This is a genomic window from Citrobacter sp. R4, from assembly GCF_026719175.1.
Taxonomy (GTDB): Bacteria; Pseudomonadota; Gammaproteobacteria; order Enterobacterales; family Enterobacteriaceae; genus Citrobacter_A; species Citrobacter_A sedlakii.
The window spans coordinates 273,787-290,410 of the sequence record NZ_JAPPSU010000006.1 but is presented as its reverse complement, the minus strand read 5'-3'; the positions used below and the strand labels follow the sequence as shown (position 1 = coordinate 290,410).

16 protein-coding genes are annotated in these 16,624 nt (G+C 53.9%); 8 read left to right on the top strand and 8 right to left on the bottom strand.

Annotated elements, in window-relative coordinates:
- Nucleotide 1 precedes the first annotated feature (1 nt).
- The 5 genes from rsmE to hprR all read right to left on the bottom strand — a co-directional run bounded on the left by rsmE (nt 2) and on the right by hprR (nt 4,181).
- Complete coding sequence (rsmE, locus tag OOJ60_RS15245; protein WP_205612813.1) at nt 2-733, bottom strand: 16S rRNA (uracil(1498)-N(3))-methyltransferase; 732 nt, start codon at nt 731-733, stop codon at nt 2-4.
- Nucleotides 734-804: 71 nt separating this feature from the next.
- On the bottom strand, nt 805-1,512 hold the full coding sequence (gene endA, locus OOJ60_RS15240) for a deoxyribonuclease I (protein WP_205612812.1): 708 nt from the start codon (nt 1,510-1,512) through the stop codon (nt 805-807).
- A gap of 91 nt (nt 1,513-1,603) precedes the next feature.
- Nucleotides 1,604-2,104 (bottom strand): SprT family zinc-dependent metalloprotease, encoded by a 501-nt coding sequence (locus OOJ60_RS15235; RefSeq protein WP_205612811.1) that lies wholly within the window; start codon nt 2,102-2,104, stop codon nt 1,604-1,606.
- A 51-nt stretch (nt 2,105-2,155) separates the two neighbouring features.
- Nucleotides 2,156-3,511 carry a heavy metal sensor histidine kinase gene (locus OOJ60_RS15230; protein WP_205612810.1) on the bottom strand — a complete coding sequence of 452 codons (1,356 nt, stop codon included), beginning with the start codon at nt 3,509-3,511 and terminating at the stop codon, nt 2,156-2,158.
- Nucleotides 3,501-4,181, bottom strand: a complete 681-nt coding sequence (hprR, locus tag OOJ60_RS15225; protein WP_205612809.1) for a response regulator transcription factor HprR — start codon at nt 4,179-4,181, stop codon at nt 3,501-3,503. The genes OOJ60_RS15230 and hprR overlap by 11 nt, the downstream gene beginning before the upstream one ends.
- Nucleotides 4,182-4,315: 134 nt before the next feature.
- Between hprR and hiuH the strand changes: the two genes are divergently transcribed.
- Nucleotides 4,316-4,726, top strand: coding sequence for a hydroxyisourate hydrolase (gene hiuH, locus OOJ60_RS15220; protein WP_060570790.1), 411 nt, complete (start codon nt 4,316-4,318; stop codon nt 4,724-4,726).
- A gap of 50 nt (nt 4,727-4,776) precedes the next feature.
- On the opposite strand, the gene galP is transcribed toward hiuH, so the two are convergent.
- Both galP and metK read right to left on the bottom strand, forming a co-directional pair.
- Nucleotides 4,777-6,192 (bottom strand): galactose/proton symporter, encoded by a 1,416-nt coding sequence (gene galP, locus OOJ60_RS15215; protein WP_265097124.1) that lies wholly within the window; start codon nt 6,190-6,192, stop codon nt 4,777-4,779.
- A 373-nt stretch (nt 6,193-6,565) separates the two neighbouring features.
- Nucleotides 6,566-7,720 (bottom strand): methionine adenosyltransferase, encoded by a 1,155-nt coding sequence (metK, locus tag OOJ60_RS15210; protein WP_042290376.1) that lies wholly within the window; start codon nt 7,718-7,720, stop codon nt 6,566-6,568.
- 415 nt (nt 7,721-8,135) lie between these two features.
- Here metK and OOJ60_RS24755 point away from each other — a divergent pair, with 415 nt between their 5' ends.
- The 4 genes from OOJ60_RS24755 (at nt 8,136) to speB (ending at nt 11,643) form a co-directional block, all read left to right on the top strand.
- On the top strand, nt 8,136-8,270 hold the full coding sequence (locus OOJ60_RS24755) for a hypothetical protein (protein ID WP_269468262.1): 135 nt from the start codon (nt 8,136-8,138) through the stop codon (nt 8,268-8,270).
- A gap of 105 nt (nt 8,271-8,375) precedes the next feature.
- A complete protein-coding gene (gene yqgB, locus OOJ60_RS15205) occupies nt 8,376-8,507 on the top strand; it encodes an acid stress response protein YqgB (RefSeq protein WP_042290464.1) in 132 nt (43 codons plus the stop codon).
- A gap of 8 nt (nt 8,508-8,515) precedes the next feature.
- Nucleotides 8,516-10,492, top strand: a complete 1,977-nt coding sequence (gene speA / locus OOJ60_RS15200; RefSeq protein WP_042290374.1) for a biosynthetic arginine decarboxylase — start codon at nt 8,516-8,518, stop codon at nt 10,490-10,492.
- Between the two features lie 230 nt (nt 10,493-10,722).
- Nucleotides 10,723-11,643, top strand: a complete 921-nt coding sequence (gene speB / locus OOJ60_RS15195) for an agmatinase (protein ID WP_205612808.1) — start codon at nt 10,723-10,725, stop codon at nt 11,641-11,643.
- Between the two features lie 68 nt (nt 11,644-11,711).
- On the opposite strand, the gene OOJ60_RS15190 is transcribed toward speB, so the two are convergent.
- Entirely contained in the window at nt 11,712-12,470 is a 759-nt protein-coding gene (locus OOJ60_RS15190; protein ID WP_205612807.1) for a M48 family metallopeptidase, read from the bottom strand.
- A gap of 278 nt (nt 12,471-12,748) precedes the next feature.
- Here OOJ60_RS15190 and tkt point away from each other — a divergent pair, with 278 nt between their 5' ends.
- The 3 genes from tkt to OOJ60_RS15175 all read left to right on the top strand — a co-directional run bounded on the left by tkt (nt 12,749) and on the right by OOJ60_RS15175 (nt 16,540).
- Nucleotides 12,749-14,743 carry a transketolase gene (tkt, locus tag OOJ60_RS15185; protein ID WP_205612806.1) on the top strand — a complete coding sequence of 665 codons (1,995 nt, stop codon included), beginning with the start codon at nt 12,749-12,751 and terminating at the stop codon, nt 14,741-14,743.
- A 414-nt stretch (nt 14,744-15,157) separates the two neighbouring features.
- Nucleotides 15,158-15,724 (top strand): fimbrial protein, encoded by a 567-nt coding sequence (locus tag OOJ60_RS15180; protein ID WP_042290365.1) that lies wholly within the window; start codon nt 15,158-15,160, stop codon nt 15,722-15,724.
- 78 nt (nt 15,725-15,802) lie between these two features.
- Nucleotides 15,803-16,540 carry a fimbrial biogenesis chaperone gene (locus OOJ60_RS15175; RefSeq protein WP_042290363.1) on the top strand — a complete coding sequence of 246 codons (738 nt, stop codon included), beginning with the start codon at nt 15,803-15,805 and terminating at the stop codon, nt 16,538-16,540.
- Nucleotides 16,541-16,624 lie beyond the last annotated feature (84 nt).

The window sequence follows — 16,624 nt, the reverse complement described above, 5'->3', positions numbered from 1 at the left end:
GTTAGCCCAGATCGCCAAAACGCACCTGCAGCGCGGTGATGGCGGTGAGCGCAGTTGTCTCAGTACGCAGAACGCGAGGTCCTAACAGAATATCAGTAAACTGGTAGCGTGCGGTCATGGCGATTTCATCTGCCGACAGCCCGCCTTCCGGGCCAATCAGCAGACGAACGCGTTCAACCGGCAGCGGCAGCGTATTAATACTGTTGCTGGCGCGGGGATGAAGGTTCAGTTTTAACCCTTCTTCCTGTTCCGCGCACCAGGCTTCCAGGTCCATCGCCGGGCGGATTTCCGGCACCCGGTTGCGGCCACACTGTTCGCAGGCGGCGATGGCGATTTTCTGCCACTGCTGCAGCTTCTTGTTCAGACGTTCATTATCCAGTTTAACGCCGCAGCGATCAGAAAAAAGTGGCGTAATGAGGCTTACACCAAGCTCGATCGATTTCTGGATGGTGAATTCCATTTTTTCACCGCGCGACATCACTTGTCCAAGGTGAATATGTAACGGCGATTCGCGATCGTCTGTTTCTCCGCGCAGAACCTTTACCTCCACGCTCTTTTTACTGGCATGGGTAATTTCGGCGTCAAAAACCTGATTGCTGCCGTCAAACAGCTGCAGCGCCTGACCCGGCCCCATCCGCAGTACGCGCCCGATATGATTCGCGGCATCTTCGCACAATGAAAATTGCGTGTTAGCGATAATGGGTTCAGGGTGATAAATGCGGGGAATACGCATGGTTAACAGTCCGCGTCTTGCCCCACGCCCGTTGGCGCGGGGAGGTTTAATATGAATCCCGCTAGTGTAGGTTAGCTCTTTTGCGCCTGGCAAGCGCGTTGCACATACGGGTTGTGGTTGCCTTGCACCTTCGCGATACGTTCGTCGCGCTCGCACTCCCAGTCGCTGACCGGATACATCTTATTCCACGCGTTGAAAAGTTGGGTTTGCTGGCGGGAAAGGGTCAGATTGTACTGGTCGCGCATGTAAAAGTACGTCCGGGCGATGGCGCCGCGAGCGCGGGCGGGCGGCTCGGCGGCCTTCGCTTTAAAGTCGACCTTCATTGCACACTGCCCGTATTGACCGTCGCCGCCGTTCCATTGGCTGTACATAAAGTTGCCGCGATCGCCGTTGACCTCGCCAACGGCGGGCTGCAGGTTATGCATGTCGCTTTCCATTTTGCGATAGACCGGGTCTTTGGCGCAGTTTTTACGCCCACCGTCCTGCCAGCACTGACGCTGGTGGCCAAACTGCCATGCAGGAACCACGTGTTCCCATTCAATTCGGCTGGCGCGGTTTTCATTTTTACGCACTTTATAGCCGCAGGATGCGAGATCAACGACCCCTTTTTTCCCCAGCCAGTTGATTTTACATCCGCAGTAGAAGTCGCCAGGTACGTCGGCATAGATCTTGACGCCAGCGGCTTTGGCTTGTGAAAAGCTGTTGATTCCGGCAGCAAGGGCCGGGCCTGAAAATACCGTTGCCAGCAGCGCAGCGGTAACACTCAAATGACGGTACATCACACACTCCGTGTCAAAACGAGCCCGCAACGTAGCGAAAGATGATTTGGGATGCAATCAGTCAGATCAGGAAAGTTCCTGATAGTTCTGATTATTTCAGTGGCACTAAGGGGTCGCCGCAGTGAACGCAGCGGTAGGTTGCCTCACCGCGTACCACGCGATTATGGCGGCGGACGGTCAACTGATGTTCCTGACACTGACAGCGATAAGGATAGGTATTACGGCGCACTGACTGGAGCGCAAACTCATGGGTGCGCCGTGCAGGCACGCCAAGTACGCTTTCCATCATCCATTTCCACTCTTTACCGTGCGGCGCCACGCGGCCAAAGTGCTTCCAGACCAGCAAATGCGCCAGCTCGTGGGGAACCACCTCGCTGATAAATGCGTCGGTGTTCTCCATCAGCAAGACCGGGTTCAGGCGAATTTCGTAGCTTTCCAGCCAGGCGGTGCCGGCGGAGGTGCCACGCTGCTGATAAACCAGCTTAGGTTCAGAATAACTGCGCGCCAGTTTCAGGTTTGCCCTTGCGAGATTTTCCCGCAGGCTGCGCATAACGGCCTGCTGGACGGCGATGGGGAGACGGGCTGTTTTCATAACGGCAGAGAATAATGGCTAAAAAAGGCGACTGCAACCAGCGCTTACCTGTCAGGCAGGAAAGTGCAGGGCGAAAATATGCTTTCCGTCGCGAAAGCGGTAGCTCACTGTGGCGGAATGCAGAGTCATAATGGCTTTAACCAGCGATAATCCCAGCCCATAACCCGCAGACTGACGGGCATTGTCTCCTCGCCAGAAGCGATGAAACAGCTTATCGGCGTTCAGGGCGACGGTGCCTGGATTACGGATCTCGATAATCGTTTGGTCAGGGTTGCCACTGGCCTCAATCTCCACGGTCGCCTGCGCCGGCGAATAGTGGATCGCATTACTGAGCAGGTTCATTAATACCCTTTGCAGCAGCGTCCGGTCCGCCTGAATCGTTGCATCGCCTGATACGAAAAAGCGGATGTTCTTTTCTTCGGCTTCGTACTCAAGAAACTCGACAAGGTTGTTGATGACCGCGGAGTAAGCCACCGCTTCTTTGGCGAGCAAAATAGTATGATGCTCCGCCCTGGCGAGGAAAAGGATGTTTTCCGTTAGACGCGACAGTCCCTCAAGCTCCTCAATATTGCTTGCCAGCGTGTGTTGATATTGTTCTGCCGTGCGCGCTTTGCTTAACGCCACCTGGTTATGGCCCAACAGAATATTGACCGGGGTACGCAGCTCGTGCGCCAGATCGTCAGCAAACTGATTCAGGCGCGTAAAGTCATCAGAGAGCTTCTGGCGCATTACGTTCAGCGCGCTGCCCAACGGCTTCAACTCGACGGGGAGCGCATTTTCGTCCAGCGGCTGGCTCAGCCCGCGACTGTCGATATTAGCCGTCTGCTGACTGAGCGATGTTATCGCTTTTAGTCCTCGCCTGACCAGAAAGGGGGTGAGTGCGGAGCACACCAGGATGGCGAGAATGCCGATCGCCAGGCTGTTATTCCGGTACTGCTCAAGCATGTCCTGGCGTTCCGATGCCAGTCTGGCGACGGTAATGGTGACAGGGCGGGCGTCGCTACTCGCGATGATGCGCACCGCTGAAAGTTGCGTACCGGCAATATCCCTTTTGGCGAGGGACGCCAGCGTCGGTTTTTGCTGCGCCGGAAGGGCATCCAGAACCGCTGGATTGACCCCGGTATGATTAACGGCAATATTTTCCGACGTGGGGGAGTGGATAAGCAGAATATCCTGGCGGGTGTCCATCATCCGGTTGAAATAAAGGGGAAGATTTTCCGCTTTCGCGCCGTCAACAAGCAGTTGTCGGATTTGCTCCGCGCGGTTAATCAGAGTGATGTCATCACGCCAGGTCAGCTCTTTACTCAGCGCGCGATACAGCGTCCAGCTGACGCCAGCGCAGGCGAGGGTCAGCACCAGCACAAATAACAACGTCAGGCGCAACGTCATGGAGAGTTCACGCTTCATTGTTTTCTCCGGCGCACAGGCGGTAACCCATCCCTCTGACAGTACCGATCAGCTTCACCTCAAACGGATCGTCGATTTTTGCCCGCAGGCGGCGGATGGCGACGTCTACCGTGTTGGTCTCACTGTCGAAATTGATTCCCCATACCTCGCTGGCGATGACCGCTCTGGGGATGATTTCTCCGGCTCTGGACGCCAGCAGCCAGAGCAGCAGAAACTCTTTCCGGGTTAAGACAATGGCCTTTCCTTCGCGGAAAACGCTTTGCCTGACGGAGTCCATTTCCAGCCCGCTGATTTTTATTCGGGTCTGGCCGCGACTGTGATTTCTCAACAGCGCGCGCACCCGCGCCAGCAGTTCGGCGAAAGAAAAAGGCTTCACCAGATAATCATTGGCGCCGGACTCCAGCCCTTTTACCCGGTCCTCAATGGCGTCGCGAGCGGTCAGACAAATGACCGGCGTTTGCTGTGCGGTTCTGATCGCTTTCAACACCTGCCAGCCGTCCAGTTCTGGCAGCATGATATCCAGAACGATCAGGCTATAAGGTTCATGCAGCGCGAGACGGAGTCCCATTTTGCCATCGCTGGCCTGGTCGACGACATAGCCTGCTTCCGTCAGCCCCTGGCTTACCCAGTCGCGGGTTTTCTGGTTATCTTCAATCAGCAAAATCTTCATGGAATTCACTATGTCACACGCGGCGGGTCACGGCTAAAAATAACACCAAAGATGACGAAAATGTAATGCGAATGTCAGGTTAGCAGCGGGCGGTTCATCTACATTTGTCTCACTCACCCCATACGGAGCGACACATGAAAAAAACTATTTTGACCGTAGCGTTACTCAGCGCAATGGCTGTACCCGCTATGGCGATGGCGGCAGCCACTAACCTGCTGAGCGTACATATTCTCGATCAGCAAACCGGCAAGCCTGCGGCGAATGTTGAGGTTATCCTTGAGCAAAAACGTCAGGACGGCTGGCAGCAGTTAAACAGCGGCCGCACCGATCGGGACGGCAGAATTAAGGCGCTATGGCCTGAACAGGCGGCAAAACCAGGGGATTATCGCGTAACGTTTAAAACCAAACCGTACTTCGACAGCAAACAGCAGGCGAGTTTTTTCCCTGAAGTTCCCGTTGAATTTCATATCAGCAATACCAGCGAACACTACCACGTTCCCTTACTGCTGAGTCAATACGGTTACTCGACCTATCGGGGAAGCTAAGCGTTAAGAGAAACGGGCGTCCTCTCAGACGAGAGGACGCGCAGGGAAGATTAGTCGTGCGCGCCGATTTCGCGCAGCTTGCGGCCTTTCATCAGGTTACGCTCGATGTGTTCCAGCGACACATGTTTGGTTTCCGGCACCAGCCACAGCGTGAGCAGAATGAACAGCACGTTCAGCGCGGCGTACACCCAGAAGGTGTTAGCGCTGCCCAGGTTGTTGAGCATAGTCAGGAATGTTGCCCCGACGATCATGTTGGCGATCCAGTTGGTGGCGGTAGAGCAGGTGATACCGAAATCGCGACCTTTCAGTGGCTGAATTTCAGAACACAGGACCCAGATCAGCGGACCGGCGCTCATGGCAAACCCGATGATAAACATCAACAGCATGGCGATGGCGAAGTACTGGGCTGCCGGCGAGTGGATGCCAACGTGCATCATCGTCCCCATAATTCCCATCCCTGCCGCCATGACCAGGAAGCCCAGCGTCAACGTCGGCTTACGGCCCCAGCGGTCAACCAGGCCGATAGCGATAAAGGTGGCCAGTACGTTAGTCAGACCGACAATAACGGTACCCCACATCTGTTCGGTGGTGTTCGTGTAACCCGCCAGTTCGAAGATTTTCGGCGCGTAATACATGATGACGTTCATCCCGGTGAACTGCTGCATCACCTGTAACAGCACGCCGAGGAATACCGCGCGGCGGAAGTTGCTGTTCTCTTTAAACAGCGCCCAGCCGCTTTGTTTTACCTGCAAACTTTCACGGATTTCGTCCAGCTCGCGCTTCGCTTCGGCGCTGGTGTCACGCAGGCGCAGCAGCACCCGTTCCGCGTCGTGGAAGCGGCGTTTCGCGGCAAACCAGCGCGGGCTGTCGGGGAGGAAGAAAACGCCGATCAGCAGCAGGATAGCCGGAATGATGATAATGCCCAGCATCCAGCGCCATGCGCCGCTGTAGCTAAAGGCGGTATCTGAAAGATAGGCGCCGAGAATACCAATGGTGATCATCAACTGATACATGGAAATCATACTGCCGCGAATTTTCTCCGGCGCAATCTCAGACAGATACAGCGGGGCGGTGTAAGAGGCGACGCCGACGGCCAGCCCCAGCAGCACGCGGGAAAGGATCAGCACCTCGACGTTAGGCGCAGCGGCGGAAAACAGCGAACCGGCAACAAACAGGATCGCGCCAATCATCAGGCTTTTTTTACGCCCGAGCTTGAAGGAGAGCCAGCCGCTGCCGACGGCGCCCACTGCCGCACCGAACATCATGGAGCTGACAACCCACTCCTGGGTGTGGGCGGTAATCTGGAACTCGTCAGTAATAAACGGTAATGCGCCGGCAATAACGCCGATATCCAGGCCAAAAAGTAATCCTGCCAGGGCTGCAAGGAAGCAGACAAAAAATGTCATCGCCTTATTTGAACGCCCCTGTTTTTTATTGTCAGGCATTATGCCCTCCGATTGGGTTATCAGTTTTGATGATGGTAAGGGTAGGTCAGTGCACCGTAAAAATATGTGATTGTTATCACGTTGGTGTAATCGGTTACACTATCATTTATCCCATTAATGTTTTAACTTTCTGAAATTAAAACCTTTTACTAACCTTAGTACGGGAGCGTTTGTCTGAATTTAAGACAAAGCTGAAAAACAATGTAACAACTCTGCGAGCGGGATCATGGCGAAGGGAAATGGCGGTCAGAGGGGGAGAAAAGCGAATGTAATCGCTTTCATGAATACGTTATGAGGTCGTGTAAAGTGTAGATGACGCAGGGAGGTTTTGCCGGAAGGGCAACGCGTATCCGGCCTGCGTTGTAGGATGCGGGCCGGATACGCAGAGAAGGGATTATTTCAGACCGGCAGCGTCGCGCAGTACCTGCGCTTTGTCGGTTTTTTCCCACGGGAAGTGTTCGCGGCCAAAGTGACCATACGCAGCGGTTTCTTTGTAGATCGGGTGCAGCAGATCCAACATCTGAATCAGGCCGTAAGGGCGAAGATCAAAGAATTCACGCACCAGCAGGGTTAACTGTTCAGTCGGCACTTTTTCCGTACCGAAGGTTTCCACCATGATGGAAGTCGGTTCAGCCACCCCGATGGCATAAGACACCTGGATTTCACAACGGTCAGCCAGACCCGCTGCAACGATGTTTTTCGCCACGTAACGCGCCGCGTAGGCTGCGGAACGGTCAACTTTTGATGGATCTTTGCCGGAGAATGCGCCGCCGCCGTGACGCGCCATACCGCCGTAGGTATCGACGATGATTTTACGGCCAGTCAGACCACAGTCGCCCATCGGGCCGCCGATAACGAAACGACCGGTCGGGTTGATGAAGAATTTGGTGGCGGAAGACAGCCATTCGGTTGGCAGAATCGGCTTGATGATCTCTTCCATCACCGCTTCCTGCAGCGTTTTCTGCTCGATATCTTCAGCATGCTGTGTGGACAGCACGACCGCGTCGATGCCGACAATTTTACCGTCATCGTACTGGAAGGTAACCTGGCTTTTCGCATCCGGACGCAGCCACGGCAGGGTGCCGTTTTTACGGACTTCAGCCTGACGTTGTACCAGACGGTGCGCGTAGGTGACCGGCGCAGGCATCAGCACGTCGGTTTCGTTGGTGGCATAACCGAACATCAGACCCTGGTCGCCCGCGCCTTGCTCCAGCGGATCGGCACGGTCTACGCCCTGGTTGATGTCTGGCGACTGTTTGCCAATGGCGCTCAGAACCGCACAAGAGTTGGCGTCAAAGCCCATGTCGGAATGCACATAGCCAATTTCGCGCACGGTGTTACGGGTGATCTCTTCGATATCGACCCATGCGCTGGTGGTGATTTCACCACCCACTAAAACCATACCTGTTTTGACGTAGGTTTCACAGGCGACGCGCGCTTTCGGATCCTGTTCCAGGATCGCATCCAGCACGGCATCAGAGATTTGGTCAGCGATTTTGTCAGGATGCCCTTCTGATACGGACTCGGACGTAAAAAGGTGTTTAGCCATTTTTTGTTTCACCTAAGGAGAATTTGGTTAGCTCAAACTGCTGTGCGGAAAAGCCAGGGTAGAAGATTCCACCAGGGCTTGCAGGTTAGTGACACTGGCAGTCTGAGTGTTAATCAGTATGGATGGATTAACATCTGGACGGCTATTTTAGGTTACTTCTTCACCCGATTTCCAGTTTTTTTTGAATCATCTCTCACTGCGTTGTAAACGTGTGTGGAAATTTTTACAAACACTGATGGCAATCTGCGCATTTATGTTTTGCTTTTTAAATCGCTTATCGGTATAAATCGCGGCGCGCGGCTCACACAAAAAAGCGCTCGATGGATTCATCGTGTCGCCACTTCCAGCCGGGTTAAAACGAATGCTTTGGCTTTTGGCTTGTCCTGCGGGGCGGCCGTGGAGGTGATACGAAATAATGAACCGTTGTTTACTGCTGAATCTGACGCACCGTTCTGGTGTGCGCATGTCCCCCGCATTCTGCATCTCTGTTTTGCATACCTGCCGATGTTATACCCATCTCGGCGCTTCTCAGGACTCCAGGGCCGGTTGATCGCTTTGTGATTTCTGAACAAGGGCACTCCTGAATCTCAGGAGGTTTCTCGTGGTTTCGCCGAACCTTGTCATACTTAAGTTCGGTTACGTGTTTTACAATGATATGAATAAGAAACCGGTCGCACGGCCTCGCTTTCAGCACGATGTGCTGAAACTTAGCGCCGTTTATGGGTTGTTATCGCAGTGTTACGCTGCGATAGTAGTCAACTGTTTTACACTTAATACAAAGAGTTGAGGTTCGCTATGTCTGACGATATGTCTATGGGTTCGCCTTCGTCAGCGGGCGAACAGGGTGTACTACGCTCCATGCAGGAGGTTGCAATGAGCTCCCAGGAAGCCAGCAAGATGCTGCGTACTTACAATATTGCCTGGTGGGGCAATAATTACTATGACGTCAACGAGCTGGGCCACATCAGCGTGTGCCCGGATCCTGACGTTCCGCAAGCGCGCGTCGACCTCGCCAAACTGGTGAAGGCTCGCGAAGCGCAGGGGCAGCGCCTGCCTGCACTCTTCTGCTTTCCGCAGATCCTGCAACACCGTCTGCGTTCCATTAACGCCGCGTTTAAACGCGCGCGGGAATCGTATGGCTATAACGGCGACTATTTCCTCGTTTACCCGATCAAAGTAAACCAGCACCGTCGCGTCATTGAATCCTTGATCCACTCTGGCGAACCGCTGGGGCTGGAGGCGGGGTCAAAAGCTGAGCTGATGGCGGTACTGGCGCACGCGGGCATGACCCGTAGCGTGATCGTGTGTAACGGTTATAAAGACCGTGAATACATCCGTCTGGCGCTGATTGGCGAAAAGATGGGCCATAAGGTCTATCTGGTTATCGAGAAGATGACGGAAATCGCTATCGTGCTGGAAGAGGCCGAGCGTCTGAACGTCGTGCCGCGCCTCGGCGTGCGCGCCCGTCTGGCCTCGCAAGGCTCGGGTAAATGGCAGTCTTCCGGCGGCGAAAAGTCGAAATTCGGCCTGGCGGCGGCGCAGGTGCTGCAACTGGTGGAGATTCTGCGCGAACGCGGGCGTCTCGACAGCATTCAACTGCTGCACTTCCATCTCGGTTCGCAAATGGCCAACATTCGCGATATCGCCACTGGTGTGCGTGAGTCGGCGCGTTTCTACGTAGAGCTGCACAAACTGGGCGTGAACATCCAGTGTTTCGACGTTGGTGGCGGTCTTGGTGTGGACTATGAAGGCACCCGCTCGCAGTCTGACTGCTCGGTAAACTACGGCCTTAATGAATACGCTAACAATATTATTTGGGCGATTGGCGATGCCTGCGACGAGCACGGCCTGCCGCACCCGACGGTGATCACCGAGTCAGGTCGCGCCGTTACCGCGCACCATACGGTGCTGGTTTCCAATATCATCGGCGTAGAGCGTAACGAATACACGGAAGCAACGCCGCCTGCGGACGACGCGCCGCGCGCGCTGCAAAGCATGTGGGAAACCTGGCAGGAAATGCATGAACCAGGCACCCGCCGTTCGCTGCGTGAATGGCTGCACGATAGCCAGATGGACCTGCACGATATTCATGTGGGTTATTCGTCCGGAACCTTTAGCCTTCAGGAACGCGCCTGGGCCGAGCAGCTGTATCTGAACATGTGTCATGAAGTGCAGAAACAGCTCGACCCGAGCAACCGCGCGCATCGCCCGATCATCGACGAACTGCAGGAGCGGATGGCGGACAAAATGTACGTCAACTTTTCCCTGTTCCAGTCGATGCCGGATGCGTGGGGGATCGATCAGTTGTTCCCGGTATTGCCGCTGGAAGGACTGGATCAGGTGCCGGAGCGCCGCGCGGTACTGCTGGACATCACCTGCGATTCTGACGGCGCTATCGATCACTACATCGACGGTGACGGTATCGCTACCACGATGCCGATGCCGGAATACGATCCGGATAACCCGCCAATGCTTGGCTTCTTTATGGTCGGCGCGTATCAGGAGATCCTTGGCAACATGCATAACCTGTTTGGCGACACCGAAGCGGTTGACGTGTTTGTCTTCCCTGACGGCAGCGTCGAGGTTGAGCTGTCAGACGAAGGGGATACCGTGGCGGACATGTTGCAATATGTGCAATTAGATCCGAAAACGCTGCTGACCCACTTCCGCGATCAGGTGAAACAGACCGGACTGGACGATGCGCTGCAGCAGCAGTTCCTTGAAGAGTTTGAAGCCGGTCTTTACGGATACACGTATCTGGAAGACGAGTAGCGGTTGATGCCCGGCGGCGCTGCGCTGTCCGGGCCGACAATTCCGCGCCGGATAGGGTGAATCCGTCAACCGGCAGGATGCTATACTCACTTGCACCCGTATGAATTAACGGCGATAATTCGTCCCAATAAGCGATTTACGAATCAATCCCTTCCTCGTCGGGTTTAACGACGCGGAGGGGATTTTTTTTCATCTGTTTTTAATGTATCGACTTTAAATGAGGTCTGGTCATGAGCACTTTAGGTCATCAGTACGATAACTCTCTGGTATCTAACGCGTTTGGTTTTTTACGCCTTCCAATGAACTTCCAGCCGTACGACAGCGACGCTGATTGGGTGATCACCGGCGTTCCGTTTGATATGGCGACGTCGGGGCGCGCAGGCGGGCGTCATGGCCCGGCTGCGATTCGTCAGGTTTCGACTAACCTCGCCTGGGAGCACAACCGCTTCCCGTGGAACTTCGATATGCGCGAGCGCCTGAACGTGGTGGACTGCGGCGATCTGGTGTATGCGTTCGGCGATGCCCGTGAAATGAGCGAAAAGCTGCAGGCGCACGCAGAGAAATTGCTGGCTGCTGGCAAGCGGATGCTCTCCTTCGGTGGCGACCACTTCGTGACTCTGCCGCTGCTGCGCGCCCACGCGAAGCACTTCGGCAAAATGGCGCTGGTGCACTTTGATGCGCATACCGACACCTACGCAAACGGCTGTGAATTTGACCATGGCACCATGTTCTACACCGCGCCGAACGAAGGCTTGATCGACCCGAATCATTCTGTACAGATCGGTATTCGTACCGAGTTTGACAAAGACAACGGCTTTACCGTGCTGGACGCCTGCCAGGTCAACGAGCGCGGCGTGGACGATATCCTCGCGCAGGTGAAGCAGATCGTCGGCGACATGCCGGTTTACCTGACGTTTGACATCGACTGTCTGGATCCGGCGTTTGCTCCGGGAACCGGTACGCCGGTTATTGGCGGTCTGACTTCCGATCGCGCCATTAAGCTGGTTCGTGGCCTGAAGGATCTGAATATCGTTGGTATGGACGTGGTGGAAGTCGCGCCAGCTTATGACCAGTCGGAAATTACCGCACTGGCTGCCGCGACGCTGGCATTAGAGATGCTTTATATCCAGGCGGCGAAGAAAGGCGAATAATCACGCCATTTTGAAAGCGGGCAGCGCGCTGCCCGTGTCATAACCGGCGTTGCCGGGGTGAAAAATCGTTACTTGTTACCGTCCGCTTTCATGCGATCGCGAATATGCTGCGCACGTTCTGCCGATGCCGGGTGATCGTCAAACATAGAGCTTTGACGGCCTTCTTCCAGCTTCGCCAGTTTCTCGAAACTGGTCGCCAGACCCGCCGGACTGATGCCGCGTTTGCGCAATAAGTCGTAAGAGTAGTCATCGGCTTCTGATTCCTGGCGCTGGGAGAACTGCGAGTTCACCAGTTTTTCACCCAGATCCCCGAGCTGTGACTGGGACAGACTGCCGACAATTCCGCCCGCGGATGCCGCCGCCGCGCGTACGGCATTGGTGCCCAGCGCAACTTGCATCCCTTTCTTCACGTGGCCGAGCGCCACGTGACCCATTTCGTGACCGATAACCGCTTCCACTTCGTTATCCGTCATCATGTCCATCAGGCCGCTGTAAACGCGGATACAGCCGTTCGCCATGGCAAAAGCGTTCACGTCTTTCGCCATGTAAACCTTATAGTTAACCGCCTGTCCGTTGATGTTATCGCCCAGCGCGGCGGCGATTTTACTCAGGCGCTTCGCATACTCGCTGCTGGCAGGCGCGAGAGTGGCTTTCCCGTCCATCTCTGCGCAAGCCTGGTCGCTTAGCGCTTTCACCTGCGCATCGCTCAGGCTATAGGCCTGAAACGCTTCGGCGCCCGAGGAAAGCAGTCCGTTGGAGTCCATATTCTGGCAGCCGGTCAACACCGTCGCCATGCCCATAGCAAGCAGTAAAGCGCGAATCTTCATGTTTTTTCTTCCGCATGAAATGAGGATTGTTCTAAAAGTGCGCCTGAGCAGATGAACCGGCGCTTATGACTAAGTATAAAGAAAAGAACAACAAGCGGGCGAGCAGATTGCGCAACATGCGAGCACGATCCGGAGATTTCTGAAGCGGCAAAAGGATGCTCCATGTACATGGCAGGCGGCTTGGGTTACATTGTTCGCACTTTTTTCCGGCGTAGCCCAAAACGCGCTGTCGTCAAGTCGTTACGGGCATGGCCTTCATCATCCGATCTGGAGTCAAAATGTCCTCACGTAAAGAGCTTGCTAATGCTATTCGTGCGCTGAGCATGGACGCAGTACAGAAAGCCAAATCCGGTCACCCGGGCGCCCCTATGGGTATGGCTGACATTGCCGAAGTCCTGTGGCGTGATTTCCTGAACCACAACCCGAGCAACCCGTCCTGGGCTGACCGTGACCGCTTTGTGCTGTCTAACGGCCACGGCTCCATGCTGATTTACAGCCTGCTGCACCTCACTGGCTACGATCTGCCAATGTCTGAACTGCAGAACTTCCGTCAGTTGCATTCCAAAACCCCGGGCCACCCGGAAGTGGGCTACACCGCTGGTGTTGAAACCACGACCGGCCCGCTGGGACAGGGTATTGCTAACGCAGTGGGCATGGCGATTGCGGAAAAAACGCTGGCCGCCCAGTTTAACCGCCCGGGTCATGACATTGTTAACCATTACACCTACGCGTTTATGGGCGACGGCTGCATGATGGAAGGCATCTCTCACGAGGTCTGCTCGCTGGCTGGTACCCTGAAACTCGGTAAACTGGTGGCGTTCTACGATGACAACGGGATCTCCATCGATGGTCACGTTGAAGGCTGGTTCACTGACGATACCGCGAAGCGTTTCGAAGCCTACGGCTGGCACGTGGTGCGCGGCGTAGACGGTCACGACGCTGACGCAATCAAACGTGCGGTAGAAGAAGCGCGCGCTGTCACCGACAAACCGTCCCTGCTGATGTGCAAAACCATCATTGGTTTCGGTTCTCCGAATAAAGCGGGTACCCACGACTCCCACGGTGCGCCGCTGGGCGATGCCGAAATCGCGCTGACCCGCGAACAACTGGGCTGGAAATACGCGCAGTTTGAAATCCCGTCTGAAATCTATGCTCAATGGGATGCGAAAGAAGCCGGCCAGGCAAAAGAGTCGGCCTGGAACGAGAAATTCGCTGCCTACATGAAGGCTTTCCCACAGGAAGCGGCAGAATTCACCCGTCGTATGAAAGGTGAAATGCCGGCTGACTTCGACGCAAAAGCGAACGAGTTTATCGCGAAGCTGCAGGCGAATCCGTCTAAAATCGCCAGCCGTAAAGCGTCTCAGAATGCGATCGAAGCCTTTGGTCCTCTGCTGCCTGAATTCCTCGGCGGCTCCGCTGACCTGGCGCCTTCTAACCTGACCCTGTGGTCTGGTTCTAAGCCGATCAACGAAGACACTGCCGGTAACTACATCCATTACGGCGTGCGTGAATTCGGTATGACCGCCATCGCGAACGGTATCTCTCTGCACGGTGGTTTCTTGCCGTATACCTCCACCTTCCTGATGTTTGTTGAATATGCCCGTAACGCGGTGCGTATGGCTGCGCTGATGAAACAGCGTCAGGTGATGGTTTACACCCACGACTCCATCGGTCTGGGTGAAGACGGTCCGACTCACCAGCCGGTTGAACAGGTGGCTTCCCTGCGCGTGACCCCGAACATGAGCACATGGCGCCCGTGCGACCAGGTGGAATCCGCCGTGGCGTGGAAATACGGCGTTGAGCGTCAGGACGGTCCGACCGCACTGATTCTTTCCCGTCAGAATCTGGCGCAGCAGGAACGTACCGAAGAGCAACTGGCGAACATCGCGCGCGGTGGTTACGTGCTGAAAGACTGTGCTGGTCAGCCTGAGCTGATCTTCATCGCTACCGGTTCAGAAGTTGAGCTGGCGGTGGCCGCCTGGGACAAACTGACCGCAGAAGGCGTGAAGGCGCGTGTGGTCTCCATGCCGTCTACCGACGCGTTTGACAAGCAGGATGCCGCCTATCGTGAAGCGGTACTGCCAAAAGCCGTTACCGCACGCGTGGCAGTTGAAGCCGGCATCGCTGACTACTGGTTCAAATACGTAGGCCTCAACGGCGCTATTGTGGGCATGACGACCTTCGGCGAATCCGCGCCTGCTGAGCAACTGTTCGAAGAATTTGGCTTCACCGTGGACAACGTGGTGGCTAAAGCGAAAGAACTGCTGCGATAATGGCGTACTCGCTTGAAATGGACCGCATAGCAACATAACGCGAGTTCATTCGCGCTAAAATCTGAATCCGGAAATGACACGCATTTCCGGATTTTTTTTCTCTTTTTTCTCCTCTTACCCGCGCAAAAAAACATCATAAAAAATTATTTTACTCAATGAATTTCTTGAAAAAAAGCAACTCCATATTTGGACACTGCACGTGCCATATATTTATTTAATAAATATTGATTCAAGTAATAAAAGTAATTATCCCTTATATATCAGCTGTATTCAAACTTAAACAGTCCAATAACTATTCATAAAATAAATATTGGTCCATTTTAGGATTTTATTTAGGACCGAAATGTAGTTGACACAAGCAAAAAAAACTAGAATGCATCCTCATTTCACTATTATTTTATATATGGATATAGTATGAATTATATTGCGAAAAGTGCATTACTGACGGTTCTCATTTGTGCCGGGAATGTTGCCGCTGCGGAAGATGGAACAATTACCTTTGAAGGGACGATTAGCGATGCGACCTGTACAATAACGGGGGGCGATGCTACCGGCACCTCCACGACCCCGGACTTTACTGTACATCTGCCACCCATCAGCATCACGGCATTAGCGGCGGATGGTGAGCGTGCAGGGGACACACCATTCTTTATTAAACTCAGCGGCGCAAACTGTGCGAACGGAAAGGTTGCCAGCGTCTTCTTTGAACTCGCGCAAAGTACAAATATCGACAATGCTACCGGTAACCTGAAAAACACCGTTGCTGCAGATAGCGGCGGCGCGAATAAAGTGCAGGTGGGTTTGCTTGATGCTAATAAAGCGATTCTGAATCTGACGACGGCCAACGAATCAGCGATCACCAAAACGGTGAGCGGTAATACTGCGCAGTTTGACTACTGGGCGCAGTATGTTGCTACCGGCGGCGCGGCTACCGCTGGTGAGGTCAGTACTGAAGTGGTTTATTCCATCAAATATCAGTGATCCCCTAATAAATTAATCATGTATTAGCCAAATGGCGGAGAACATCCGCCATTAAATTCATCTGAAGGAGCAGGTTGAATGATAAGGAAGTTGAGTGTAGGTATCGCGGCGGTGTTAAGTCTGGCTTGCTCGTTTCAGGCCATGTCGACGATTCAAATTATGACGACGCGCGTTGTGCTTAATGCGGCAGAAAAAGAACAAAGCGTGCGTATTAACAACGTGGGGGCCCAGCCCACATTAACGCAAGTGTGGCTATCTACCACAGAGAAAAACATCGGTGCCGAGAAGGAGCAGCTACCCTTCTTTATTAACCCGCCGGTAGCCCGCATTAACAGCCAAAAAGGGAAAGTATTCCGTATCTTCCAGACCGACGAGGCCATTAATAAATACCCTAAAGATCGTGAAACCATGCTCTGGTTGAACGTATTAGATATCCCACCTGAATTACCTGAAGATGCGAACAAGAATCAGATAAAAATGGCATTCAGGACGCTGATTAAATTCTTCTACCGTCCGGCAGGTTTGAAAGGAAACCCGATGGAAGCGGCGGATAATTTAACATGGGAATTACAAAAAACCGCGAAAGGCTATGCCGTTACGGGTACGAATAGATCGCCTTATTACGTCAGTATGACGAACGCCTGGCTGCTCAACGCCGAGGGTAAAGAGAGTGAAGTGGAAGGACAGATACTTGCGCCTTACAGCCAACTGACTTACCACTTTCCGCAGGTTAATGCCGTACAGGGGAAAGGCGTATTTAAATACAACTACATTACCGATTTAGGTGCTTATATCAAACGTACTTATACGTTCTAAACGTTAAGGATATTGTTGCCAGGATGGTTGCTGCATGTTCCCTTTTATTAAAAAAGATATAACACAACATCAAATCAAGCGACT